The 25,639-nt window shown below is 55.8% G+C and carries 23 protein-coding genes; 7 read left to right on the forward strand and 16 right to left on the reverse strand.

Going from position 1 to position 25,639, the window contains the following annotated elements:
- Positions 1-19: 19 nt before the first annotated feature.
- Positions 20-898, reverse strand: a complete 879-nt coding sequence (locus ACA059_RS08980) for a queuosine precursor transporter (protein WP_497633477.1) — start codon at positions 896-898, stop codon at positions 20-22.
- Positions 891-1,487, reverse strand: coding sequence for a helix-turn-helix transcriptional regulator (locus ACA059_RS08985; RefSeq protein ID WP_497633479.1), 597 nt, complete (start codon positions 1,485-1,487; stop codon positions 891-893). The genes ACA059_RS08980 and ACA059_RS08985 overlap by 8 nt, the downstream gene beginning before the upstream one ends.
- Positions 1,488-1,948: 461 nt before the next feature.
- On the opposite strand from ACA059_RS08985, the gene ACA059_RS08990 reads away from it, so the two are divergent.
- The 5 genes from ACA059_RS08990 to ACA059_RS09010 all read left to right on the forward strand — a co-directional run bounded on the left by ACA059_RS08990 (position 1,949) and on the right by ACA059_RS09010 (position 7,161).
- A complete protein-coding gene (locus ACA059_RS08990; RefSeq protein WP_497633480.1) occupies positions 1,949-2,332 on the forward strand; it encodes a DUF6124 family protein in 384 nt (127 codons plus the stop codon).
- 37 nt (positions 2,333-2,369) lie between these two features.
- Positions 2,370-2,624 (forward strand): hypothetical protein, encoded by a 255-nt coding sequence (locus tag ACA059_RS08995; protein WP_033061103.1) that lies wholly within the window; start codon positions 2,370-2,372, stop codon positions 2,622-2,624.
- A 377-nt stretch (positions 2,625-3,001) separates the two neighbouring features.
- Positions 3,002-3,502 (forward strand): sigma-70 family RNA polymerase sigma factor, encoded by a 501-nt coding sequence (locus ACA059_RS09000; RefSeq protein ID WP_497633481.1) that lies wholly within the window; start codon positions 3,002-3,004, stop codon positions 3,500-3,502.
- Positions 3,503-3,656: 154 nt separating this feature from the next.
- Complete coding sequence (locus ACA059_RS09005; protein ID WP_497633482.1) at positions 3,657-4,640, forward strand: FecR family protein; 984 nt, start codon at positions 3,657-3,659, stop codon at positions 4,638-4,640.
- 97 nt (positions 4,641-4,737) lie between these two features.
- A complete protein-coding gene (locus tag ACA059_RS09010; RefSeq protein WP_497633483.1) occupies positions 4,738-7,161 on the forward strand; it encodes a TonB-dependent siderophore receptor in 2,424 nt (807 codons plus the stop codon).
- A 95-nt stretch (positions 7,162-7,256) separates the two neighbouring features.
- Here ACA059_RS09010 and ACA059_RS09015 read toward each other — a convergent pair whose 3' ends face one another.
- Positions 7,257-8,408, reverse strand: a complete 1,152-nt coding sequence (locus ACA059_RS09015; protein ID WP_497633484.1) for an MFS transporter — start codon at positions 8,406-8,408, stop codon at positions 7,257-7,259.
- A gap of 136 nt (positions 8,409-8,544) precedes the next feature.
- Positions 8,545-8,796: a hypothetical protein gene (locus ACA059_RS09020; RefSeq protein WP_497633485.1), complete on the reverse strand. Its 252-nt coding sequence runs from the start codon at positions 8,794-8,796 to the stop codon at positions 8,545-8,547.
- Positions 8,797-8,890: 94 nt separating this feature from the next.
- On the opposite strand from ACA059_RS09020, the gene ACA059_RS09025 reads away from it, so the two are divergent.
- Positions 8,891-9,667 carry an AraC family transcriptional regulator gene (locus ACA059_RS09025; protein WP_497633486.1) on the forward strand — a complete coding sequence of 259 codons (777 nt, stop codon included), beginning with the start codon at positions 8,891-8,893 and terminating at the stop codon, positions 9,665-9,667.
- A gap of 6 nt (positions 9,668-9,673) precedes the next feature.
- On the opposite strand, the gene ACA059_RS09030 is transcribed toward ACA059_RS09025, so the two are convergent.
- From ACA059_RS09030 to ACA059_RS09060, 7 genes are all read right to left on the reverse strand, one after another.
- Positions 9,674-9,889 (reverse strand): hypothetical protein, encoded by a 216-nt coding sequence (locus ACA059_RS09030; protein ID WP_415757262.1) that lies wholly within the window; start codon positions 9,887-9,889, stop codon positions 9,674-9,676.
- 43 nt (positions 9,890-9,932) lie between these two features.
- Positions 9,933-10,835: a tetratricopeptide repeat protein gene (locus tag ACA059_RS09035; protein WP_497633488.1), complete on the reverse strand. Its 903-nt coding sequence runs from the start codon at positions 10,833-10,835 to the stop codon at positions 9,933-9,935.
- A gap of 54 nt (positions 10,836-10,889) precedes the next feature.
- A complete protein-coding gene (locus ACA059_RS09040; protein WP_497633489.1) occupies positions 10,890-11,726 on the reverse strand; it encodes a tetratricopeptide repeat protein in 837 nt (278 codons plus the stop codon).
- A gap of 121 nt (positions 11,727-11,847) precedes the next feature.
- Positions 11,848-12,669, reverse strand: a complete 822-nt coding sequence (locus ACA059_RS09045) for a tetratricopeptide repeat protein (RefSeq protein WP_497634639.1) — start codon at positions 12,667-12,669, stop codon at positions 11,848-11,850.
- Positions 12,670-12,793: 124 nt separating this feature from the next.
- Positions 12,794-13,900: a hypothetical protein gene (locus ACA059_RS09050; protein ID WP_497633490.1), complete on the reverse strand. Its 1,107-nt coding sequence runs from the start codon at positions 13,898-13,900 to the stop codon at positions 12,794-12,796.
- The gene (locus ACA059_RS09055) at positions 13,897-17,094 is read right to left on the reverse strand and encodes a phospholipase D-like domain-containing protein (protein ID WP_497633491.1); all 3,198 of its coding nucleotides are present in this window, start codon (positions 17,092-17,094) and stop codon (positions 13,897-13,899) included. The genes ACA059_RS09050 and ACA059_RS09055 overlap by 4 nt, the downstream gene beginning before the upstream one ends.
- Positions 17,069-19,516 (reverse strand): type VI secretion system Vgr family protein, encoded by a 2,448-nt coding sequence (locus ACA059_RS09060; protein WP_497633492.1) that lies wholly within the window; start codon positions 19,514-19,516, stop codon positions 17,069-17,071. The genes ACA059_RS09055 and ACA059_RS09060 overlap by 26 nt, the downstream gene beginning before the upstream one ends.
- 289 nt (positions 19,517-19,805) lie before the next feature.
- Here ACA059_RS09060 and ACA059_RS09065 point away from each other — a divergent pair, with 289 nt between their 5' ends.
- Positions 19,806-20,804: a diaminopimelate epimerase gene (locus tag ACA059_RS09065; protein ID WP_497633493.1), complete on the forward strand. Its 999-nt coding sequence runs from the start codon at positions 19,806-19,808 to the stop codon at positions 20,802-20,804.
- 124 nt (positions 20,805-20,928) lie between these two features.
- Here the strand turns inward: ACA059_RS09065 and codA are convergent, their stop codons facing one another.
- The 5 genes from codA to queD all read right to left on the reverse strand — a co-directional run bounded on the left by codA (position 20,929) and on the right by queD (position 25,576).
- Positions 20,929-22,176 carry a cytosine deaminase gene (gene codA, locus ACA059_RS09070; protein ID WP_497633494.1) on the reverse strand — a complete coding sequence of 416 codons (1,248 nt, stop codon included), beginning with the start codon at positions 22,174-22,176 and terminating at the stop codon, positions 20,929-20,931.
- 13 nt (positions 22,177-22,189) lie between these two features.
- Positions 22,190-23,461 (reverse strand): cytosine permease, encoded by a 1,272-nt coding sequence (gene codB, locus ACA059_RS09075; RefSeq protein WP_497633495.1) that lies wholly within the window; start codon positions 23,459-23,461, stop codon positions 22,190-22,192.
- A 205-nt stretch (positions 23,462-23,666) separates the two neighbouring features.
- Positions 23,667-24,497, reverse strand: coding sequence for an alpha/beta fold hydrolase (locus tag ACA059_RS09080; protein ID WP_497633496.1), 831 nt, complete (start codon positions 24,495-24,497; stop codon positions 23,667-23,669).
- 158 nt (positions 24,498-24,655) lie between these two features.
- On the reverse strand, positions 24,656-25,108 hold the full coding sequence (locus tag ACA059_RS09085; protein ID WP_497633497.1) for a GNAT family N-acetyltransferase: 453 nt from the start codon (positions 25,106-25,108) through the stop codon (positions 24,656-24,658).
- A 111-nt stretch (positions 25,109-25,219) separates the two neighbouring features.
- Positions 25,220-25,576, reverse strand: coding sequence for a 6-carboxytetrahydropterin synthase QueD (queD, locus tag ACA059_RS09090; protein ID WP_008152165.1), 357 nt, complete (start codon positions 25,574-25,576; stop codon positions 25,220-25,222).
- Between the last annotated feature and the right edge of the window lie 63 nt (positions 25,577-25,639).

Below are 25,639 nucleotides of genomic sequence, written 5' to 3' on the forward strand. Positions count from 1 at the left end.
GGTTTTCAACCCCCTTGTCTCATACCGCTTGCTTGCCTGGCATGCGCTTTTGAAATAGTGATCTTGCCCCATATGCGGGCAAGATATTAAAAACAGCAAAAAACATTTTTATAACTATCTGAATATAGATAATATTAAGTATGTCGCTATTTTGCATGGAGCCGTAAAATGCAATAAAGCAAAAAATAAAGCTGTCTATTATCACCGCAAAGAAAGTGCTGAAAAATATTCGCAGAAATAGAAATCTGGAGTTCGTGAGTTCTTTTATTCTGCAAAGAAGATACGAGTTCACGTATTCAGAAATTAGAAACGATACGGAGGATGCTACTAAGATGGACGACACATGGCCAATAACCTCGTTATAGGATGCATCAAGTTTCCAGCCGGGTAGTCCCGGAAAGTAAGTCGATGCACCAAGCAAGATCATAATAAAGGTGTTACATGAAAATACAAGAAGGATGGCTTTTTTGGCCAGTCTAAGTCCGTAAAATTCATTTAATAAATCAACGATTAAAAATGTCAGTGGGTACAGAAAAACTCCCGGTGTAACGATAATGTCAAGTTGCTCTAAGTAAACGGGTTTTGCTGCACCAATATTTGCAAAAATGTAAAGCGTAAAAAGTAGAAGGTTTAGTACGACGTACATGGCCCACGATTTTTCATGACGGTCAGTCATTTCATATGCTGTCAACGCCGTCCCGCGCGAATAGAACTTTCTATATATATCCTTTATTTCGGCTTTGTTTAAATTGTCTAGTATGTCGCTTTTCATGAGCTTGCCTAAGTTTACCTTGATGATTTTTCCCGTGGAAATAATCATGATTACTGCAAGCTCTTTGCTGTTTTCAAATCCTAATAGTTTATATTTGCTGTTCTCGACTGCGCTTTTGTCAACCATTAAACCTTTCCTCTATAACTTCTCCTACGGTATAAACGACATCGGAATCAATAAGGTTTTCATTGGTTATAAATAATTTCTTTATTCTTTTGTCGTACATCAGTTTTTCTCTATCGCTATTTGAGACTCCTTTTTTTATTATCAACAGGTCCCCAGGTTCATTGGTCCCACTGATTTCGCTCTCAAGAAGCACGCCGATTAAATTGCACGCCGCACCGAAATAGTATGTCAAGGGATGAAGTGTCGCTAACTCACCAATTCTTTTGTCCAAGCTCTGAATAAGCAAGCTTTCTTTGATTATGGGGACTGCGGCTGGATTCATGTTCCCGTGAAGGGAAATACTACTTTCGATTATCTCTTTCTGCTCAAAATCTATGCTTTCTATTTCTTTATAGGATACTCCGAAAAAATCAGAGATTTTGCGAATTGTAGACTGTTGGACGTTTACAACCTTGCCCTCCAAAATGTTGTATATCGTAGTTCTGGTTAAACCAATGGAGTTGCATAGTGATAGTTGTGTTTCTCCGCGACTTTTTATCAAATACTTAATGTTGTTTTTCAAGTTTTCTATTTTTTCTTTTCTGTGCATTAAAAAATCACCGTTTGTTTATTGCTTGAAAAAATCTCCCCGATACAGCTGGTTAACGATGGTGGTGTTGTTTTCAGAGAGCTCTGCATCCTGAATGCCTGAATTATGTGCAAAATAATGCCGCAAGCACGTTGGCAAACGTTAGATAATGTTTCGTGACGGGACGTACGGGCAAATCAAGGAATTTTCTTACAGAAATGAGGAAGTAATAATGATTTTATGTGTGGCACGGTTTAAAACGGCAGAGCCGTCTATTTTTTTGTAGTCGTCGAATCTAGTGGGGATGTACGAATATTAACCACTTATAATCATTTTTTTGCACAGATGTTCACTTGTTTGATTAACAAAGTTAAATTTATTATTAATGTATTTACCTCTCTAATAACACGCGTACAGTAAGCAGCCTTGTCCCGGCTGGCAGTGTGGGACTTGCATTTTTTAACTTTGCAAGGAGCTCTGTTATGAAAAAATCCGTCACCAAATCCGCGGAATCACCAAACGATTCCCCCAACGACACCGTCGACTCATCCAGTCCCGCCAAAGTCACCGAACAACTCGTCAGCGTGCCCCTGCGCAATCACACACTTCCCAAATCCACCAACTATTTCTTCGCCGTCGTTCCGGATGTCGACACGGAATCCCTGCTCTGTCACGCCTCTGAAACCCTCGCTTCCCTCAGTGTCATGGCCACCGATCTCGCCCGTGAACTGGAAGGCCCTCGTCGCCATGTCATTGTGGGTATTCAGCAACTGTCCGCGCTGGGCGAATTGCTGGTCAATCGAGCGCTGGACAACCTGGAACCGCCCCGGGGATCGTCTGACGTGCCGTCCAACTGCCAACGCTGAATAGTCGTGTGCCTTTACCCAATGGAGGTTTTTCATCATGGATCGATACATGCCTATCACTGGCATCGACTGCAACATCCCATCATTGCTGATCGACACTGAAGCACCACTGGACGTGTTGCATGAAACCGCGGCCTACCGCATTCGTACCGCAACGCAACTGCTGGAGAGCATTGCGTTTGGCGAGGGTGTCCACAGTGAGCTGGCGCGGGTGTTGGTGACTTCACTGCGCGATGGCTGTGATTTGATGGATGTCGTCGGGCGACGATTGCAGGGGCAGGTTTCAGCGTAGAAAAAAGGGCGCCTTTGGGCGTGATGCCAGTCAGTTAAGCAATTTCAGCTGCGCCGCACTTCCTTGTAGCAGCTGGCGAAGCCTGCGTTCGGCTGCGTAGCAGTCGTAAAACCTGAGTTTGCGGTCTTCCTGAAACATCGCATCGTCTGATTTCACGACTGCTGCGCAGCCGAACGCAGGCTTCGCCAGCTGCTACAAGGTTTGCGTTGCGGCTGAAATGGCTTAACTGATCGGCATTATGTCTTTCGGCGCCCATACACAAGGTCACCAGCGGATTGGCAAAGGCGCAAAAACCTGTGTAGCGCCGATCTGGAATCCGTTGCTTCCGGTTAATAGGAAGCATTACTATTCACGCCCCGTCTTCACAGCACACCGCAATGACCCCCAAGCTGCACCGCAGACACGGCTTTTTCGAGCATTACGAAGAGTTGGTCGGGACCTGGACCCGTCGCCTGAGAAATCGTCAGCAGGCTGAGGACCTGACCCACGACACCTTCGTGAGGGTGCTTGAGTCCGATTCGGCGACGGTTGCACAACCTCGGGCGTATTTGCACCAGACCGCACGCAACATCGCGGTGGATGGTTATCGGCGGGAGGATCGGCGGGGCGCCATGGAGTCGGAGGCGGTTGATCACAGTGTGTCGTCGTCCGGCGACCCGGAGCATTTCATGCATGCGATCCAGTTGGCTGACTCCATCGAACGGGCGCTCACCGAGCTGCCGGTCAACTGCCGCAAGGTGTTTGTCTGGCAGAAGATCGAAGGCCTGACCCAGGCCGAAATCGCCGAACGCCTGGGACTGTCCAAGAACATGGTGGAAAAGTATATGATCCGCACGCTGCGGCATCTGCGCGACCGCCTTGACGGATTGCAGCCATGATGTGCGGTGGCTTTTGTAGGAGCTGGCGAAGCCTGCGATCTTTTGGTGGCATTGAAATCGCTGGAGATCAAGATCAAAAGATCGCAGCCTGCGGCAGCTCCTACGTAAGGCAGATCTTCCGTGCCTTCTCATCCCCAGCCAAACAGGAACTTCCATGATGGATACTCGTGATTGTGCGTGCGGGCAAACAACGGTTCGCGACGATGCGGCGCGGTGGTTTGTGCGTTTGCAGGAACCTGCGATCAATGTCGAAGAGTACAGGCATTTCGAAGCCTGGCTGGACGAACACCCTCAGCATCGCGATGAATTCCGGTTGCTCCAGGGTTTGTGGACGGCGGCTGATTTGCTGCCGGCGGCGCGTCTGCAAGCCTTGTGTGAAACCCCTCCAGTGCGCAGGAAACGTCGCCCGCTGGTGCGTTATGCAGTGGCCGCCAGTGTGTTGGCCGTCGCACTCGGGTTGGGGTTGTTCAGCGGTTTGAATCACCCGGCGATCTACACCGCCGAATTTTCCACGGCCCTGGGCGAGCGACGTCATGTGGCGTTGCCGGACGGTTCGGTGATCGACCTGAACAGCCGCAGCCGCGTTCAGGTGCGCTATGAAAACGACCGTCGCAGTATCGAGCTGACGCAGGGCGAAGCGATGTTCAGCGTCGAGCACGACACTCGCCGGCCCTTCGTGGTCGAGGCCGGTAGCGGCAAGGTTACGGTCACCGGCACCCGTTTTGATGTGCGCCGCGACACCGCCCAAACCCGGGTCGTGGTGGAGCAGGGCACCGTCAAGGTTCAGGGTCACGCAGCGGCGGACAGCGATTTCATCAGCCTCACGGCTGGCCTCGGTACGCACATCGATGCCCAGGGCAAAGTGGCCGCTGCCTACGCGGTCAACCCTGCGGAGCTGACCGCCTGGCGTAGCGGCAAACTGGTGTTCACCAACGCCAGACTCAGCGACGTCGCCGAGGAAGTCTCGCGCTATCGGGAGAAACCGCTCACCGTCGGCAACGACAAAGTGGGCAATCTGCGCCTGACCAGCGTGTTCAAATCCGACAACACCGACGCACTGCTCAAGGCCTTGCCGAGCATTCTGCCGGTGGCCGTGCGCACCCTCGATGACGGCAGTCAGGAAATAATTTCAAAATAAATTCAGGTTTTTTTCGAGTTGATCGTCTTCCTGTCCAACTGCAACTGGTTTGCATTAACAGGCGCACACTCTTGCGATCCACAGGACTACGTTCGACGTGAAAAAATCCACCGCTAAAAACAACAAATTACCTTGGTTGCGCCTCGCTCTCGCCCTGGCTGTCACCGCGGCGCTGCCCCAGGCCTTTGCCTCCGACGCGATTCACATCCCGGCGCAACCCCTGGGTCAGGCCTTGAGTGAACTGGGTCAGCAAACCTCGCTGCAGGTGTTCTTCAGCCCTGAGCTGGTCGCCGGCAAACAGGCCCCGGCGGTGGACGGCAACCTTTCGCCAGAAGATGCGCTGCGCCAACTGCTGCAAGGCAGCGGTCTGCAATACCAGATCGACGAAGGTTCGGTCACGTTGATGCCAGCCCCGACTTCGGCTGCCAACGGCCCTTTGGAATTGGGCGTGACCGACATCAAGGTAGTCGGCGACTGGCTCGGTGACGCCGATGCCGCCGTGGTGCAGAACCACCCCGGCGCGCGTACGGTGATTCGCCGTGAGGCGATGGTCGAGCAGGGCGCAATGAACGTCGGCGACGTGCTGAAGCGCGTGCCCGGTGTTCAAGTGCAGGACGCCAACGGCACCGGTGGCAGCGACATTTCCCTGAACGTCGGCGTGCGCGGCCTGACTTCACGCCTGTCGCCACGCTCCACCGTGCTGATTGACGGCGTGCCGGCAGCGTTCGCCCCGTACGGCCAGCCGCAGTTGTCCATGGCACCGATTTCCTCCGGTAACCTCGACAGCATCGACGTGGTTCGCGGCGCCGGCTCCGTGCGTTACGGGCCGCAGAACGTCGGTGGAGTGATCAACTTCGTTACTCGCGCGATTCCGGAGAAAGCCACGGGTGAAATCGGCTCGACCCTGGAAACCTCCCAGCACGGTGGCTGGAAGCACATCGACACGGCGTTTCTCGGCGGCACCGCGGACAACGGCATCGGCATGGCGCTGCTGTACTCGGGCGTGAACGGCAACGGTTACCGTGAACGCAACAACGGCAACGACATCGACGACGTGATCCTCAAGACCCACTGGGCACCCACCGATGTGGACGATTTCAGCCTCAACTTTCACTACTACGACGCCAGCGCCGACATGCCCGGCGGCCTGACCCAGGCGCAGTACGACGCCGATCCGTTCCAATCCGACCGCAACAACGACAACTTCAGCGGACGCCGCAAGGACGTCTCGTTCAAGTGGGCACGGCAGATCGACGATCGTACCCAGGCCGAAGTGCTGACCTACTATTCCGACAGCTTCCGTGGCAGCAACATCGCCGCTCGCGATCAGAAAACCCTCGGCTCGTTCCCGCGTACTTACTACACCTTCGGGATTGAGCCGCGGGTGTCCCGTGTGTTCGACGTCGGCCCGACCACCCAGGAAGTCAGTGTCGGTTATCGTTACCTCAAGGAAGGCATGCACGAAGAGGCGAGCCGCCTGGCGCTGGTCAACAACGAGCCGGTCGCGACCAAGAGCTCGGACGGCCATGTCTATCAGGACCGCACCGGTGGCACTGAAGCCAACTCGGTGTACGTCGATAACAAAATCGACGTCGGTAACTGGACCATCACCCCCGGCATCCGCTTTGAACATATCAGCACCGACTGGCACGACCGCCCGGTGCTCGACACCGCCGGCAAACCGGTGCTGGAAAAGAACCGCAGCATCGAAAGCAACGAGCCGCTGCCGGCCCTGAGCGTGATGTATCACGTGTCGGAAGAGTGGAAGCTGTTCGCCAACTACGAAACCTCGTTCGGCAGCCTGCAGTATTTCCAGCTCGGCCAGGGTGGCGCGGGTGACGAACCGGCCAATGGCCTGGAACCGGAAAAGGCCAAGACCTACGAGGTCGGCACGCGCTACAACAATGATGTGTGGGGCGGGGAAGTGACGCTGTTCTACATCGACTTCGATAAAGAGCTGCAATACATCAGCAACGATGCAGGCTGGACCAACCTCGGCGCGACCACGCACCAGGGCATCGAGGCGTCGGTGCACTACGACATGGCGGCGCTGGACCCACGGCTCGACGGCTTGACCGCCAATGCCGGTTTCACCTACACGCGCGCCGTTTATGAAGGTGAGATCCCGGGCTTCAAGGGCCGTGACCTGCCGTTCTATTCGCGTCAGGTGGCGACTGCCGGCCTGCGTTACGACATCAACCGCTGGACCTACAACCTCGATGCGTTTGCCCAGTCCAAGCAGCGTTCGCCGGGTGTGGCTGTGAACGCTGATGGCAGTTTCAGTGGCAACTACATCACCGAAGGCACCGCGGACGGTCAGTACGGCGACATTCCGGGCTACGTCACCTGGAACGTACGCGGCGGTTATGACTTCGGCGCGACGCTTTCGAACCTGAAAGTCGGCGCCGGGGTGAAGAACGTTTTCGACAAGCAGTACTTCACCCGTTCCAGCGACAACAACTCGGGGATGTACGTTGGCGCACCGCGCACGTTCTTTGTGCAGGCCAGCGTCGGGTTTTAACGGCTGAAGATCAAAAGATCGCAGCCTCCGGCAGCTCCTACAGGATGTACGCCATCCAAATGTAGGAGCTGCCGGAGGCTGCGATCTTTTCGCTTTCAGACCTTCAACACCTTCCCGCCAATGGCCACCGCCACCAGCAACACCGCCATCAACCCGAAGGCAAAACTCAAACTGCTGCCGTGGGCGATAAACCCGATCAAAGCAGGCCCCGCAAGAATGCCCGCATAACCCAACGTGGTAATGGCCGGCACGGCGACGCTTTCGGGCATCACCGTCTGTTTGCCCACTGCGGTGTACAGCACCGGCACAATGTTCGAACAACCCGCCCCCAAGAATGCATAACCCACCAGCGCCGCTTCCCAACTCGGGGCGAAGGTCGCCACAAACAGGCCCGCTGCGGCCGTCAACCCACCGAACACAATCACCTTGGTTGCGCCGAGACGACGCACGATCGAATCACCGGTCAATCGTCCGACGGTCATGGTCAACGCAAACGCCGCGTAACCCAGCCCCGCATAAGCGGTATCGATCCCGCGTTCCTGCGCCAGGAACACCGCGCTCCAGTCGAGCGCCGCGCCTTCGGCGAGGAACACGATGAAACACATCCCGCCGATGAACAGCACGATGCCATGGGGAACGGCAAACGCCGGCCCCGAACTTTCGCTGCCGTAGGGCAATAGGTGCGGCGCGGCCTTGGCCAGGGCGATCAGCAGCATCACGATCACCACCAGCGTCGCCCCCAGCGGTGAAACCCCAAAGCCGAGCAGGGCGCTGACGCCCGCTGCACCGACAATCCCGCCGAGGCTGAACAGCCCATGGAAACCCGACATCATGGTCTTGCCGCTGGCCCGTTCAACGATCACCGCTTGCAGGTTCACCGTCGAATCCACCGTGCCCAGCCCCGCGCCGAACATGAACAACGCGGCAATCAATGCCGGAATCGACGTCACCGTCGCCAATAGCGGTAGGGCCGCACAGATCAGCAACACCCCGGCGCTCACCACCCGGCGACAGCCGAAACGTGTGGCCAGAAGCCCCGCCATTGGCATCGCCAGAATCGACCCCACCCCCAGGCACAACAGCAGCAAACCGAGCGTCCCTTCATCCAGTCCGGCCCGCGCCTTGGCGTAGGGCACCAGCGGCGCCCACGCGGCGATGCCGAAACCGGCTATGAAAAAGGCGATGCGCGTGGACATCTGTTCCAGGCGTCCGGGAACAAATGCGGTTTGAGTGTTGAGGTTGGTCATATCAATCCTTGGCAAAAAACGTCGCGTACAAGGGACACTGACTCACCGGTGAGGGTTCGATCAGCGTCCGCACAAGTTCGCGGTGAGGCAGGGTGACATCCTTGCACAGCCTGACCCTCCATCGCGAGCGCGGGTGTCAGTACCGTTCGCACAATTCGTGCAGGCGTTCGTCCCGCACTTGCAGAATTTCGAACAAACCCAATGCCCGTAACGCCGGCAAAGCCTCGACGATGTCGTGCTCGGCCAGCCGCCGTTGTTCTTCGCTGGCACCCGGATCGGCAAGCCTGCGCGCGTTGATCAAAAAAGCCCCGACTGTGCCTTTGCGCACAGCAATGCCGTTGAATTGGCCTTGGTCGAGATGATCGGGAAGCAGGTCTTCAGCGCGCATAAGGGTGTCCCTTCTTTTGAATGAGTGCTCAGCCTAAAACGCTGTTCATGGCTAAACTGCGTCATCCAGGTCATTCGATAACGTAAAACTGCCAATGGTTAAACCGCTGATATCCACTGAACTGGCGCAGTCTTCCACGGCGGCGCGGGTGATCGCCGTCACTCAGGACAGCCCGGTCGAGCGCCAAAGTGCCTTGCACCAGCATGCCCGCGGCCAATTGCTGGGGGCACGGCGCGGTTTGCTGTCTGTGGACGCGGCTGATCATCATTGGGTGGTGCCGGCCACCCACGCGGTTTGGATTCCGCCGGACTGCCTGCACGGCCTGCGTTCCCACGGCCCGTTCCATGGCTGGAGCGTCTATGTGGCGGCGTCGGCTTGTGCCGAGTTACCGGAGCAGCCGTGCATCATCGCGACCTCGGGCCTGCTCCGAGAGGCCGTCGACCGCGCTGCGACTTGGGGGGAGGGCGCGCTCGATGAGCGACAGGAACGTGTCGCCCAACTCATTCTCGATGAAATCGCCGCAGCGCCCGCCGAACCTTTCGGCCTGCCGCTGCCCCACGATCCGCGATTGCGCCGGATCACCCAGGCGCTGGTCGATGACCTGGCAGACAACCGCTCACTGGAGCAATGGGCGCAGTGGGGCGGTGTATCGGCGCGAACCCTGGCCCGACGCTTCATCAGCGAAACCGGCTTCACCTTCAGCCAATGGCGCCGGCGCGCACGGTTGTTGCGCGCACTGGAGCTTTTGGCGGCAGGGGAGGCGGTGACGATGATTGCGTTGGAACTGGGTTATGAAAACGTCAGCGCGTTTATTGCGATGTTTCGACGCACGTTTGGAGTGACGCCGGGGCGGTATTTTGCTGAGTCGTGAAGGGTTTTATTCGGCGTTATCTTTGGGCCAGCAAATCGCAACCACACCACCGGCCAAGCTTAAGAAAAATAGCACTTTGGCCGCCATGAACGCGACGTCCACGTCACCGGAGACTCTTCCACCGCCGGAGGCTGCGCCAGCGATACCGCCCAGTCCGATCAGTGCACTGAAAATTGAAATGGCCAGCAATATGGCGGCGAGTATTCCGAGTGTTTTACGCATGATGTAACTCCTTAATTGTTGGGTCTTCCATGGGGGATTCGGGTTATAGCGCTGGGCGCCGATCTGGGTGTTCGGCGTCGAAGCCTTGTTTGGGGTGGGCGGGTAGTGGGTGGTCTTTCATGAGGTTTGGGAAGCGTAACTTAGGATTAGCATTAAGTTGCTGCCACAGGTCGGAGTAAAAGTTGTACAGCTTTTCGTTAGGTTGGTAGCCGTAGTTATATATAGGCTGAGGTTGTTCCTCAAATACGCCTTGTAGGTTGCTTAGTCCTATAGTGCTGCCTAGTTCCGCGGCACGTTGATAATAGAATAGAGCGCGTGGTTTGTTTTTCTTCGCGGTATCATAAAAGCTCGCGGTTTTTTCTATGGCGTCTGGATTGTCCTGAGCTCCCGCGCATCGATAGTAACGCTCAGCCATGTCGTCATCCTGTTTGTCCCTAGGGAGCCCAAAAGCAAAGTATTGGCCCAGCTGCACCTGTGCCATTGGATTACCTAGCTGTGCTGCCTGAAACATATAGGAGCTGGCCATGCGTTCCGACTTAAGTACTCCTCTACCATTCTCTACAACTACTGCCCAGTTGTAGTAACCCAACGGAACCTTGAGTTTTACCATCCGCTCGTAGAGATCGATCATCTTGTTTGTGTCTTGTTCAACCCCCGGCTGTCCAGGCCACCCGGTGCGATAGAGCGCCGCCATATTGTGCATGGCCTTCCAATGATCTTTAGCGATGGCTTTGTCGTAAAGACCAACAATTGCTACCCAGTCTTTGACGCCTCGCACTTTCTCCAAAACGCGTGCCTGTTGAAACCAGCTCTCGGCCTTCGCATCCAGCGGCGGGTTGTGGTCTTTTTCATAGGCACAGGTAAAGGTTGGATAGGCCATGGCTGGAGTTCCGCTCAGCAAACTATAAAGAGCGATGCATAAAGCAGCAGATTTTGCGGTAGCCACAGGTCCTCCCGGTGTCGATGTGTCATGAATTAAGAATGTTGAATGACAAGCGAGTCATATTTCCGGTCTACGGTCTGGGTGTTCTGCGTCGAAGCCTTGTTTGGGATGGGCGGGTAGCGGGTGGTCTTTCATCAAATTAGGGAAACGCAATTCAGGGTTGCTATTTAGTTGCTCCCATAGGTCAGAATACAATTCATGAAGCTTTTGATCTGGCTGATACCCAAAGTTATATATTGGTCGGGGTGTAGATTCAAAAGCTCCTTTCAGATTGTTTAACCCTGAAGAACTACCCAGTGATGCGGCGCGTTGATAATAGAATAGTGCGAGAGGCATGTTTTCTTTAGAGATCTTATAAAATGCGGCTGTTTCGATAATTGCATCCTGCGAGTCTTGAGCGCCAGCGCATCGAAAGTAGGGCTCAGCCATTCGATCGTCTTGTTTATCCCTAGGCAATTGGAACGCAAAGTAATTTCCTATGCGCACCTGAGCCAATGGATTGCCCAATTGCGCTGCCTGAAATATATAGGAGCTGGCCATCCGGTCCGATTTCAATACCCCATGCCCGTTCTCGGACACGACAGCCCAATCGTAGTAACCCAGCGGGACTTTGAGCTTTACCATACGTTCATAGAGATCAAGCATCTTGCTAGTGTCCTGTTCAACACCTGGCTGTCCTGGCCAACCCGTGCGATAGAGTCCCGCCAGGTTGTGCATCGCCTTCCAATGATCTTTGGCGATGGCTTTTTCGTAGAGACCGACGATGGTTTGCCAGTCTTTTACGCCTCGTACCTTCTCCAAAGCGCGGGCCTGTTGAAACCAGCGCTCGGCCTCCGCATCCAGCGGCGGGTTGTGGTCTTTTTCATAGGCGCAGGTAAAGGTTGGATAGGCCATGGCTGGAGCTCCGCTCAACAAACTATAAAGAGCAATGCATAAAACAGCAGATTTAGCGGCAGCCACAGGTCCCTTCCAGTGTCGATGTGTCATGAATTAAGGGTGCTGAATGACAAACAAATCATATTTCCGGTCTGCGGTCTGGGTGTTCTGCGTCAAAGCCTTGTTTGGGGTGAGCAGGGAGCGGGTGATCCTTCATCAGATTTGGAAAGCGCAGTTCTGGATCTTCTTTCAGCTGAACTCGTAATTGTTTGTACAACGCATCCTGCTTCTCATCCGGCCGGTACCACATTGCGTCATGAGGGAGTGAGTCCTTATCGAAGATGTCTGCCATCACTAAAGCGGCGCCAGCATGCCCCTGCGATACAGCGATCTGATAAAAACTGAGTGCCTTCGGGTAGTTGTGGGCAACAATATTGTAATAATCGCCTAACTCATAGTTTGCTTGCCCATACCCTTGATCAGCGGCGCACTGTGTAATCTTAAGACCAAGCTCGATATTTTTTGCCTCGTAAATGTAGCGTTTGCCAAGCTCTGTCTGGGCCGCCGGGTTCCCTAGTTTTGCGGCTTTGTTTAGAAACGCGATGCCGTCGGAGGCTGGGTTGGTGACTCCTGTCGTATTACCTATCATTGCCGCCATGTCGTAGTAACCCTGCGGAATATTCAGTTCCACCATCTTCTGATAGAGATCAAGGGCTTTCTGCGTATCTTTTTCTACGCCTCCTGGCCAGCCCGTTCTGTAAAGAGCCGCAAGGTTGTGCATGGCCTTCCAATGATTTCGCTCGGCAGCTTTCGAGTACAGCTCAACAATTCGATCCCAAGGTCTGAGCGTATCGGGTTTGGCCAGCAACGCGGCATCTCGGTACCAAGCATCAGCGTCAGGATCGAGAGCTGGCAAGTTGTCGACTTCATGGACGCATATATAGGAGTCAGACGTAGCCATCGCTGAACCTCCAATGCTGATAGATAAGGCGAACACGAAAAAGAGGGCGAATTGATTCATTAAAAGCGATATCCATCTCATAAATAAATCCATCCTCCTTTTCCACTGAAATCGCACGGCGTGATTACTGAGGCTTGATGCTCTCAGTCAATTTCAAGAACCGCGGAACCACCGCTTCGGGTGGCGGCGTCAGGTCTTTCAGTCCATCGGTGCCTTGCTTGAATGTGAACATCTGCACGGCCATCAATGGACTGGCTAGACCACCGACATGCGCAATGGCAAACCAGGCGCGTTCTTGCTCGCCGGACTCGGGGCGAGGGTCCAGACGCCAGCCTTCAAGGGTGGTCATCCGCTCACCGAAATAGAACTTCTCCATGATCTTCGACTTTTTCCATTTTTCTGCGTTGTAGCCAGGGTTGTGGTCGGTGTCGTAGGTACCTGCAGTGGCTTTGGTTGGGTTGTCTTGCGAAGCGTTGATCATTGTCATGATTACGTTTGGCGTACTGGTGAATCGCAGGCTGTTTTTAATGCTAAAAGCGGTTTTGCCATTGTCATGGATAAAGCCATAGGGCATGCAGATGCCAGGGCTTTTTGGCACATGGTAGAGTTCACGAGGTTCGAAGCGAGCGATAAGCCCTTTTATGTCTTCTGTCGAATTTTTACCTGGAGTGTTAAAGCTAAAATAATAAATGCGATTATTGCGCAAAAGCAAAACTTTAGAAGGAGTGTTTTTGCTGCCAAAGACGTAAGAGTTTGGGATGTTAAGTTTGTGCTCGAGAGTCGTATCTGTGGTTGAATCTTCGAGAACTTTTATATCTTTCTTTAGACTCTCAATGACGTCGGCGCTGTAGTTCATGTCTTGAATGCTTTGTAGTCGGCCTTTCTTGATGTCTATCTTTTCGAGTGCTTCTTTTTTTGATATCTCATTGGTGTGAAGTATTGCATTGCGTTGTGTTTCGAATTCATGAGGTGTGGTAATGTCGCTTACTCGAACGGTAAGGCCACTGTAGTTGTAGGTTAAGTATTCGTTCTCAGAGCTTATATTCTTGCTGAATGTATGGCCGCCACCTTCACTGATTAAGTTGTTGTTGGTGGGGTATGTTGCCCATTCTATCGCTTCTGGTGCGTCGAAAGTATATCGTCCCAAGCATTCTTTTTTAGGTGTGTCGGCGTGAGCAGATCCCATTGTGATGATAAAAAATGCTGCTATTAAATGAAATTGAAATTTCATGAGTTTTTAATCTCGTCACGATCGTCAATGTCGGAACTAGCAAGCACGCGATCACCGTTCTCGTCCAGAATGTTTGCGATGATTGTCATATTTAATCCCGAGTCATTATTTTCTTTCCATGTCCATTTTACTGGAAGGTAGGTGATGAATCCTTTGACTCCGGCCGGCGACGGGTAAGCTTTTACATCACTCAAGCTTTCACTTTCCCAGAACCTTTTTTCATAGGGCATAGGGTCAATTAACTTTCCTCCCGCACCTATGTTGTCAGGATCTCTGTATTCCCACGTGGGCCAGATAGAAGTAGGATGTTTGAGTTTCTTATTTTGAGGGATAAAGCTAAAGCTCTCTTCGTAGGCATCAGTGTTTTGTTTGGCCTGTATCTGGATGGCTCTCCAGGTTTCCTCTGATGCCGGTTGGTCAAGATACTTTTCCAAGTGAGCCGCTGCTGCAACGGAAGAGCTCTTAGTAATGCTTAAACCAAAATGTTTTTTCCAGAGGTCCTTTCGCAGCTTGTTAATAGTTTGCCCAACTTGGTGACTTTCCTTTCCATCAAGCTTGGCAGTTGTAGGGCTACTGTCGCGAACAATAACCGCGAGTTCGGAGTCGCGCCTGCCCCACAAACTGCGATCATTAATGTTCGCGCTTCCCAAAATCGCTACTCGATCATCAGCAATTAGTAGCTTGCTGTGCACGTAAATCTGTTCAGTAACTACCCGGCCATCAAGACTATCCCAAGTGCGCAAATTGAGTAAGGTTAGATACTTTGACCAGTCTTGCTGAGCATATACGGGGTTTTTTTTACTATCTTGACGCTCAATTATCTTCTCCGCCTCTTCCCTCGTGCACTTGCGATCCATCATGGCCTTGATCGCCATATGCCGCTGAATCCGCTTCACCAGACTCTGCTCGCCAAACACCAGACTCTGCATGGTCAGGTGAACCTGGTGCATGAGGTTTAGCACGTTCAGCGCCCCTTCCGGGTGCACCGGTAAAATCATGTACACGTGGAATGGACGTTCCTCCGTGATGGCTCGTCCAATCCGATCAGCCAGGGCTTTGCCGATGCTGTTGGAGAGTTTTTCTTCCTTGCCGAGTTTTTTAGTGAGCCAGCCCTGCGCATTGGTTTGCCAGATAGCGAAGAACCCATCGAGAAACTTTCGAGCCTCTTCATTGCGCTGTTTGCCGATAGCGTTGACTTCCTGCCAGTTGATTTCGGCAAAGTCTTCCTTTTCCAATGCTTTTCGCAGGTTGATTCGCGATACATAGTCCTGCCGCAAACTGGACGGGTCGCGCAGACTGGCCATCGGGCCGGACAATGGTTTGCCAGCAGGTAGCTCCCCCTCATCCCCAAATTCGGTCTGAAAGAACTGGTTCTCAATGTAGATGAAATGCTGCGAACTCGAGATGGCCTGCAACATGGCGCTGTGGCAGTTGGCCTGGACGCCGCCGGTATTGATGCCGGGAGGGACTGGCAGGTGGACGTTGGATTTGCTTCGGCCTTTAGCCTCTTGGGCGGTCATGTTCGCTGAGGCGCTGCGTAACACTTGCACGCTGACGCCGCCGCGGAGCATTTCCGGTGGTGTCGGGAGGGATTGAGGTTGGTTGATCCACACCGGTTTCGGCGTGGGCAGATTCAGTTGGATACGGTTGTTCAGGTCCAGGTGATTGGTCAGTCCGGCATCTTTGGCGAGCATGTTCAGCCATTCCATGACCGCCACGATGACGTTGGTTTTCTCCAGTTTCTTGATGTCGGCAATGTACGCCTGCTGGCCATTCCAGCGGTCGATGAAGTTGCGCGACAAGTCATAGACCGACGGGCCTTCGATACGACTGTGGACATCCTGCCACGGCATGCGCGGCTGATCGTCGGCCAGTCGACTGTAGTCTGAAGAGGCCAGAGGCTGTGGCTCGTGCTCGAGGTAGTAGAACGGTTCCTCGCGGTTTTCCAGGCGGCTCTGCAGCAGCGCATAGAAGTGTCCGAGCAGGGATGTGCCGACTTCGTTGATGTCGTTCAACCAACCCATTTTCTCTGCCGGCAGAGCGTCGTAGCCTTTATCGCAGAACATCGCGATCATCCGGCCCAGGTCGGTGGCGCTCATCCATTTGTTGATCAGCTCATAGCTTTTCAAGCGCAGGGCCGCTTGCAGGTTACCAACGGTGCCTTCGACTTCTCTGATCCAGACTTTCACCTGGCCTTTCAAGGGTTCAGCGATGGGCAGGTTTTCCCAGTTGCGTTTGATCAGCGCCGATATCTGTCGAATAACCGCGTCGGTCAGGTATTTTCTGGTTGAAGCCAACGGGTCGATTGCACCGATCTGTTCCTTGAAGCTGTTGCCGGCCTTGGACATCCATTCGATAGCGGGTGCCGCCGGGCTGGCGAAGAAGTTCTGAATGGTCGCGCCGGCGTTGATGACGCCATCGGTGGCAGGCAACGGTACTTTGACGACGCCCGGCAGGACAGGGACGTGACCGGCCGGCCTGGACAAGTCGAACAGCGTGGCCATCAGCAGGCCGGTGCGGCTGACGTGCTTGTGCATGTCCATCCAGCCCAGGTGCGGGATTCCGGGATTGTAGGCGTCGTTGCCTTGGCGGGAGCGAGCATCGAGGCTGAAGTTGTTGTCATCGCGTCGGCCGTAGGCAAGGTCAATGCCGCCGACGTAGCCGATCTTGTTGTCGATCACTACGCACTTCTGGTGATGGGAAAAGGTCGAGCCCAGGCCTTTCATGTCGCTCTGCTGGATCGCCGGGGTACAGAACGCCCGAGCACCTTTCAGGCCGGCATTGAGTTGAAAGATCGCCAGCATGGTTTCGAAATCATGGGTGCCGACACTCGCCGCCGGACTCAGCCAGGGCATGACGAAGACTTTTAGCGTCGGATTGGCCTTGAGTGCGTTGTGCAGGCATTCCCAAAGGCTTTGTTTTCCATCCAGCGTCACGTCGTAGTTGATCTGCCAACCGGTGATGAAGATGGATTTTGTTGCTCCGGCAATCGCGCCGGCGAGGTCCTTGTAGTAGTCCTCACCTGTGGTGAAAAAACGTACTTGGTTGCCGCTGCGTTTGGGGGCGAATGCAGATTCGTCCTGAATAAAGAAATCCGGCGCATTGACCGCCGGCAGGGCTTTGCCCTCGGCGGTGTTGATCTGGCTGATTTCTTTGTGGCGAATGCCGTTATAAGGCGTTGCGGAATTCGTCATGGTCATCCCTGGCTTGCAGTTGACTGTACAGATCGCCTTCAACGAGCAAATCCTGTTTGCTGCGTTCGTTGTTCGCGGTGCTGATAGTGCGGTGTTTTGTGCTGTCATGAAAGTCCAGCGCGGCGAGGGCGAAGCGCTCCTTGTCAGCCGCCGAGGGCTCTTGGTGAAGCGCGACCGGCACGCGTTGGCCCGGATAACACAGCCACAACGGGCCTTTCTTTGAATAGGCTTCGGATAGCTTGAGGCGTTGCGGCTCATCGATATTGACCCGTCCGTCTTCGCCGGTCTTACCTTCGAGCAGCGGTTTATCTTCGCCGTCCTGAACGATCTTCCAGGAGGTGTGGGCCAATGGGAAACCTTCATCGCCAGGGACGTCAGTCAACTTGATGTCGAAAAAGTACTCCTTTGGCTTGGATTCCAGTTTAGGCGGCACAACCCCGGGTTGGGCCGTTCCCAGCAGATTGCCAGCCGCCGCTGACGGGGCGGGTATCGGCAACACCGGCATCAAAATCGCAATCCCGGAACCATTCCCGGCAGCACCGCCAGCATTGATTTTCACCACCGGCCCAACCACGGTAATCCCGCCGGCATCCAGCTTGATGAAACTCCCGCCAGCCTTGACCGTGAGCTCCATCCCAGCCTCGATCACCATCTTGTCACCCGCTTTAAGGTGAATCTCTTTCCCCGCGCTCATCAATTGCGCAGTACCCAGTTTGATGTGCTGGTTCTGGCCGACAGTGAGGTGATCGTTGGCTTTCACTTCCACTTTGCGATCCGCAATCGTGGTGCGATGTTCTTCAGCTTTGAGCTCGGTGTAAGTGTTCTTCTCCACGGTGTCATGCCGCTCATTCCCAACTCGAATCTTCTGATCATGCTCAACGTTTTCATCCCAATCCCGCTGGGCATGGATGAAGATCTGTTCCGCGCCTTTCTTGTCTTCAATCCGCAATTCATTAAACCCACCACCGCCTGGTGAGCTGAGGGTTTTGAACACGGTGCGAGTCTTGTTCGCCGGCAAGTCGTAGGGAACCTGGTTTTCCTTGTGGTACAGGCAACCGGTCACCACGGGCTGATCGGGGTCGCCTTCGAGGAAGGTCACCAGCACTTCCATGCCGATGCGCGGGATGGCGATGGCGCCATAACGATCGCCGGCCCAGCTCGAGGAGACGCGCATCCAGCAGCTGGTTTTGTCGTCGGCCAAACCTTCGCGGTCCCAGTGGAATTGCACTTTGATGCGGCCGTACTGGTCGCAGTGGATTTCCTCACCTTTGGGACCGGTGACCATGGCGGTCTGGCTGCCGAGCACACGCGGTTTCGGGTGTTGCAGCGCGGGGCGGTAGAACACGTCCCACGGCGTGGCGAGGAAGCGGTTGCGGTAGCCCTGGTGGAAGTCGTCCTTGTTGGCGGTGGTGTCGCTGGTGACCGACTCTTCGAGGACTTGGGGCTGTTTGCCTTCGTGGACGATTTCGGTGAGCAACCAGAGGTCGTTCCACTCGGTGCACGGGTGGTCGGAGAGTTCCAGGAAGTGGCCGCTGACCAAACGCGTCTGATCGCTTTTGCCTTCGGCCTGGCGGTAGTCGGCGCGGTGGCGTTCGAGGGCGCGTTGGCTGAGGAATTTTCCGCGCGCGCGGTCGATGAAGCGGCCGGGGTAATCGTAGTCTTCCAGGTCCGGCGCGTCGCTTTGCGCTTCGGGTTTGTAGGCGGATTCGAGTTGCAGGCGCGGTTTTTCGAAGTCGTAGTCGCGGCGGGTGACGCGGCCGGTGCGGGTTTCCAGGCGTAACTTGAAGCCTTTGATCACCGGCTCGTCGGCGACCATGCCGCTGCCTTGCACATACGCCGTGGGCTGGCCGAGTTTGGGGAACACGGTCTGGTCATCGCCGAATACCAAAAGATGACCTTTGGAACTGTGCTGGAAGTGGTAGTGAATGCCTTCTTCTTCGCATAGGCGCTGGACGAAATGCAGGTCGGTTTCGTCGTACTGCACGCAGTAGTCGCGGTCCGGGCAGGGTTGGCTGAGCTGGAAGTTGTAGGCGTTGCCTTTGATGCCATGCTCGTCGAGGATCAGCGCGATGATTTTCGGCGCCGACATCTGCTGGTAGATGCGCTGGTTGGTGCGGTGGTGCAGGTATTGCAGTTGCGGCACCAGGGAGATTTTGTAGCGGGTCAGGCGTTTGCCGGCATCGCCTTGGGCGATACGGTAGATCTGGCCGTGAATGCCGCTGCCTTTATCGTCCATCGCCAGGAACGCCTGTTTGTGCAGCAGGGTTTCCAGGTCGAGGTCGGGGTTTTCGCTGACCAGTTCCAGATCGAAGCGATACGGCTGGCTGATGCCTTCGGTGCCGGTGAACGACAGCACTTGCAGGTCGCCGACGTAATCTTCGACAGTCAGGCTGAAATGGGTCTGGTTGGCAGGGCTGAACATCTCGGACTCCTTGAGGTGTTGCTGGCGTTCCATGAAGTTCTGCGTCCACGCGAAGGCGTGAACCAGAACCGTGCGGGATCATAAAGGTTAAAAGTTGCGCAAAAAGTTGCGCACATGGGCTGAGAGGGCCGGCCTGCCTGTTCATAGTGGTTTTGATACAAGATGTTTCTTGGCGAAGTGCTATCACTTTCTCCCTGTAAAGGGGGCTTTTTCAGGCTTGAAGCGTGATTGCGGGCCTGCTGAAGCATTAGAGTGGCCACCGCCCCAAGAGATAAAAAAGGACCGGTACATGGCGCAGTTCTACGATGCACGCGGCAATATTTATGGTGTGGTATCTCCCGCAGCGGTGCGTCGCGCCGGTGTCGACTTGCCGACAACGGCTGGCCACGCCGCGGCATCCCGGGCGGCCTGGAGCCGGCAAGCGGTGGATGCATTCTGCGAATGGCCGTCGCATTCGCGTCCCGCCAATGCCAAGTCGCATCGCTGCGATGGCTTACTGATCGGGCCGTTTCAAGACTCGCCACCGTTTGACCTGCTGATCGTCAACACCGACGGCACGCTCGCCGAGCGCAGTGGCAACGGGTTGACGATTTTCTCTCAGGCCCTGAGTGAGCAAGGGCTGCTGCCGAGGGAGGAGGTTTGTTTGCTCAGGGTTCATCACGACAAGGCTGACGCGGTTTCACCGGTGGACACTTCGGTGAAACCGGCCGAGATCGAGGGTGTGAAAGGGTTCTGGCTGGATTTGGGTAAACCCTCATTCGGGCCGGATGCGGTGGGGGCTAAAGGGGTTGAAAGCGTGCGGTTGAACGGTCGCGACGTCAGCCATGTGCAGGCGTTGTCGGCGCTCGATCCCGTCTGGTCTCGAAGCCAGTTCGTGCGCATCGGTAATCCACATTGTGTGACGCTTTTAGAGAGCGCCGATGCATTGCCGGGCAATGAGCAGATGCGCGAGCCGGGATTGTCCGAAGGGCTGACGCGTATCGCTTACGCCATGCCGACCGGGGCAGGGGAGCCGTGTGCTGCTGGAGTGAATCTGCAATGGGCGATGCTTGAGTCAGAAGGGCGAGTCGTCGCGCGGGTATTCGAGCGCGGAGAAGGGCCGACGGCGTCGTCGGGCACCAGCGCCAGTGCGGTGGCCTGCGCCGCATGGCGGGTGGGTTGGGTCAGTGCAGGGGAGGTGAAGGTGGTCATGCCTGGCGGCACGGCGCCGATTTTGTTGGAGGTACAAGACGGTGAGTTGAGTCGGGTCGGGTTGTTTGGTACTGCGCGGTTGATGGGTGATAGTTAGACCGCCATCGCGAGCAAGCTCGCTCCCACATTAGATCTGCTGTGGACACAAATACTGTGTAAGACACAGGTCAAATGTGGGAGCGAGCTTGCTCGCGATGTGGCAAGCCCAATCAACGCAAATCTCAGCTCTGATCGCCGAAGAACTCCACCACCGGCATCTGCCGCTTCATCAACACCTTGCCATCGCGCACCGAATACAGCGGCAGGCCCTGGCTGCGGATCACTTCGTAATCGCTGTCCGCCGACAGAATCAGCAAATTCGCTGGCCGCCCGCGTTCCAGTCCATAACGATCACCCAGGTTCATGGCTTTGGCGCTGTTGTCGGTGACCAGGTCCAGCGCGCTTTGCAGGTTGCGGTAACCGAGCATGTGGCAGATGTGCAGGCCGGCTTCGAGCACCCGCAAGATGTTGCCGTTGCCCAGCGGATACCACGGGTCGACGATCGAATCCTGACCGAAACACACGTTCATTCCCGCTTCGAGCAGCTCGTTGACACGGGTCACGCCACGGCGTTTCGGAAAGTTGTCGAAGCGCCCTTGCAGGTGAATGCTTTCGGTGGGGCAGGAGACAAAACTGATCCCCGAATGCCCGAGCAGGCGAAACAGTTTGGCGCAGTAAGCGTTGTCGTAAGAGCCCATCGCCGTGGTGTGGCTGGCGGTGACCCGTGAGCCCATGTCGCGGCTGCGGGCTTCTTCGGCCAGTACCTCAAGAAAGCGTGAGTGCGGGTCGTCGGTTTCATCGCAATGCACGTCCACCAGGCAACCGGTGCGCTCGGCCAGGTCCATCAGGAATTTCACTGAGCTCACGCCTTGATCGCGGGTGTACTCGAAATGTGGAATGCCGCCGACCACATCGGCGCCCATGCGGATCGCTTCTTCCATCAGCTCGCGACCGTTGCGGTACGACTCGATGCCTTCCTGCGGGAACGCAACGATCTGCATGTCGATCAAGTGACGGCTTTCCTCGCGCACTTCGAGCATCGCCTTGAGCGCGGTGAGCTGCGGGTCGGTGACGTCGACGTGGGTGCGCACGTGCTGGATGCCGTGGGCGGCGAGGGTCTGGATGGTTTTCTTGGCGCGGGTTTTGGTGTCCTCCTCGGTGATGGTCACCTTGCGCTCACCCCAGCACTCGATGCCTTCGAACAACGTGCCGCTCATGTTCCAGCGCGGCTCGCCGGCGGTGAGCGTCGCGTCGAGGTGAATGTGCGGCTCGACGAAGGGTGGCACCACCAGGTTGCCGCCGGCGTCCAGATCATCGGGGCCCAGGGTTGGGGCTTCGGTCTGTCGGGCGATGCTGCTGATCAGGCCGTTTTCCAGGTGCAGCTCATGCAGGCCATCTTGGTTGCGCAGGCGGGCGTTGATGATGTGCATCAGGCGAATCCTTTTATAGATCTTGTAATGGTGCGTTGGCAGTACGGGCACCCAGCACGCCGGTCAGTAACATATACGTTAGCGCGGCAGCGGCAATCCCTACCAGCGGCGCGACCCACGGTGAACTGAACGCAGCGACAGTGCCGACTGCGTAGGCGGCCAAACCGGCCCAGTTGAACGCGGGCAATCGGGCATCGGCCAGACGGGGGTATTGACCACGATAGCGGTAGAAGAAGTCCGCCATGATCACGCCACCAATCGGCGGAATCACGGTGCCCAGCAGAATCAGATAGGGCACCAGCATGTCGTACATGCCGAGCAGTGCCAGCAACGTGCCGATCACCGCGCCAGCCAGGGTCACGGTTTTGCGACGGCCGGTGCGCAGCAGGTTGCAACCGGCGACGGCGAAGTTGTAGATGGTGTTGTCTTGGGTGCTCCAGATATTGAGCAGCAACATCGCCATCGCCGCCATGGCGAAGCCTTGCAACAGCAGCACTTCGACCACGTCCGGTTGCTGGTAAACGATGGCTCCGTAAGCACCGATCAACACCATCAAGCCGTTGCCGATGAAGAAACCGATCAGGCTCGCCAGCACCGCGACGCGTGCTGAACGGGAGAAACGCGTCCAGTTGGTCGCTTGGGTTGCGCCGCTGACAAAGGTGCCGAACACCAAAGTAATGGCAGTCGACCAATCCAGTGTTCCCGTCGGGACTACCGCGAGCAAACCGTCGAGCCCGCCGACCTTCACCGTGGCCACCCACATCGACAGCATCAGCAGCAACATCATCGCCGGTACGGCGATGTACGACAGAATCTCCAGGCCGCGATAACCGACATACGCGGTCGCGCAAAACACCAGTCCGAACAGCACCATCAGCCCGAGAATGGTGCCCTCGCTCAACTCAAAATACTTGCCCAGCACCACGGCGGCAGTGGCTGTGCCCCAGGCGTACCAGCCGATCTGGGTGAAACCGAGGATCAGGTCGCTGAGCTTGCTGCCCACTTCACCGAAACAAAAGCGCCCCATCAACACCGAATTCAGGCCGCTCTTGAAGGCGATGTAGCCCAAGCCTGCGGCGTAGATCCCCAGCAGCAGATTGCCGACGATAATCACTGCCATCATCTCGCCGAAACTGAACGCCACACCCAGCTTGCCGCCGGCAAACATGGTTGCGGTAAAAAAGGTGAAACCCAGCAGCACCATGGCCGTTGAGGCCAGGCCTTTGCGGGCATGCATCGGGACTTCGCTGAGGGGGTAATCGTTGCCGGGATCGTTCTGCGTCATGGGGCGTTCCTTGCTGAATGAGTGACGCGGGGGCGTGTTGCAGTGGTCGTGCCAAGCGTGGGGTGGCGTAGTTATTTATAGCCGAGCGGGGGAGTTTGGCTTGGGGAAGGGCGCGAAAGAGGTGCACCTGAAGGAATAGATGTCCCCTGTGGGAGCGGGCAAGTCGGATCGCCGCACCGCCGCTCCCACAGGGATTTTTGTTTCTTTAGGGGGACAGGTTTTGTGGGAGGAATCGCAGCAACGCCGCGACAATCGCTTCCGGCGCATCTTCCTGCACCAGATGCCCGGCATTCGGAATCGCCTGAAACCGCGACCCCGGAATCATCTGATGCAACGCCTGCCCGCGCTCAATGGGAATCCACTGATCATCTTCCCCCCACAGAATCTGCACCGGACAACGAATCGTCGGGTACAGCCCTTCGGCCTCACGGGTATAACGCTCGTCCATCTGCGCGATCTGCCGATAGAACGCCGCTTGCCCCGGATCGCCGAGCCATGGCTGCACGTAAGGCGCGAGTTCATGATCAGGAATCTCGCGCTTGATCGCCCCGCGAATATAGGTCGGCACAATCGCCCGCTGAATGTAATCGGGCAGGCCACTGAATGCCGCCTCATGTTGACGCACATGTTGCACAAACGGCGATCCCCAGGGCGTCAGCGCCACGGGATCAATCAGCGTCAGGCTGCGGTAGTCCTTGCCGTTCAGCAGATGAGCACGCAGGGCAGTGGCGCCGCCGAAGTCGTGAGCAACCACGTCTGGTCGCTCCAGACCCCAGTGATCCAGCAAGTGAGCCAACAGGTCGTTCTGCACACCCAGTGACACATCGCCGTCGATTTTCTCCGATAGCCCATAACCCAGCAGATCAAAGTAATGCACCCGATGGGTGGTGATGAAGTGCGGCGCAATCCGGTGCCACACATAAGAGGAGAAGGGCGTGCCATGTACGAACACTAACGGTGGGCCGTCACCCCGTACGGCGTAGCGAACGGAGCGCCCGTTGAAGCGATAGGTCTGAGGCAGCGGCCAGTCAGTCATTGGGGGTGTCCTCTTGGCGTGGGGGAGCCAAAAAGCATAGGCATAAAAAAACAGCCATTGAAGGCTGTTTTTATATTCACTGACGAAACGCCTGTCCCTGTGGGGGGCGAGCCTTCGATGGACGCAGAATTAGCACACGGCGCAAATCCCCTGTGGGCTCATCCCAGCGATTTGCTCATGTGCACACGGCGCAGGCCATTCTCTTCGACCCGGTGGGTTTCGACATACCCTCGGCGGGTGTACAGCGCAATGTTTTCGCTCATGGCTTCGTTGGTGTACAGCCGGATTGTTGGGTAGCCCGTGTCGAGTGCATGGCGTTCGGCGAAGTCCAGCAACTGACGGCCATAACCTTGCCCCTTCACCGCCGGGCTGACCGCGATGTTGTCCAGCAGCAAGTACTCTTCCGTGTCGATCAACACCACAAAGCCGCTGAGTGTCTGCTCGTGGGCGAGCACATGGACGCGCCTGGCCAGCACTTGACTGGCATAGTCATCCAGCATCGGTGCGGGTTTGCGGCCGATGCGCTCGATGTAAGGCGAGTAAGCCGCCTCGACGATGGCCTCGATCTGCGCGATATCCTCAAGCGTAGCGGGGCGAATAATCAGTGACATCAGACGGGTTCCTTTGGGCCAAGGATGAGGCCTGACTGTACCGGGGAGGACGGCGAAACGACAGGCATAAAAAAACCACCGTCGCCGGTGGTTCTTTTCAATCGGGTGTTTTTATTCACCGTGATAGATGCAGCCGCTGGTGCACGTCTCGTGGATGCGAATCGCGCTGAGTTCCGGCAGCAGAGGCTTCAATTCTTTCCAGATGAATTTGGCCAGCACTTCACTGGTCGGATTTTCCAGACCGGGAATGTCGTTCAGGTAGTTATGGTCCAGGCGCTCATAGAGCGGCTTGAAGATCGCCTTGATTTCCGAGAAATCGCGGATCCAGCCCGTGTGCGGATCGAGGTCGCCGCTCAGGTGGATCGCCACTTTGAACGAGTGACCGTGCAGGCGGCCGCACTTGTGGCCTTCCGGAACGTGGGGCAGGCGGTGGGCGGATTCGAAGGTAAATTCTTTGAAGATTTCCACAGTGGTTTCAGCTCTGTCAGGTGGCCATCGCCGCGGCGATGTGGGCAGGCGGCGAGTTTAACA

The organism is Pseudomonas sp. LBUM1647, assembly GCF_059716175.1.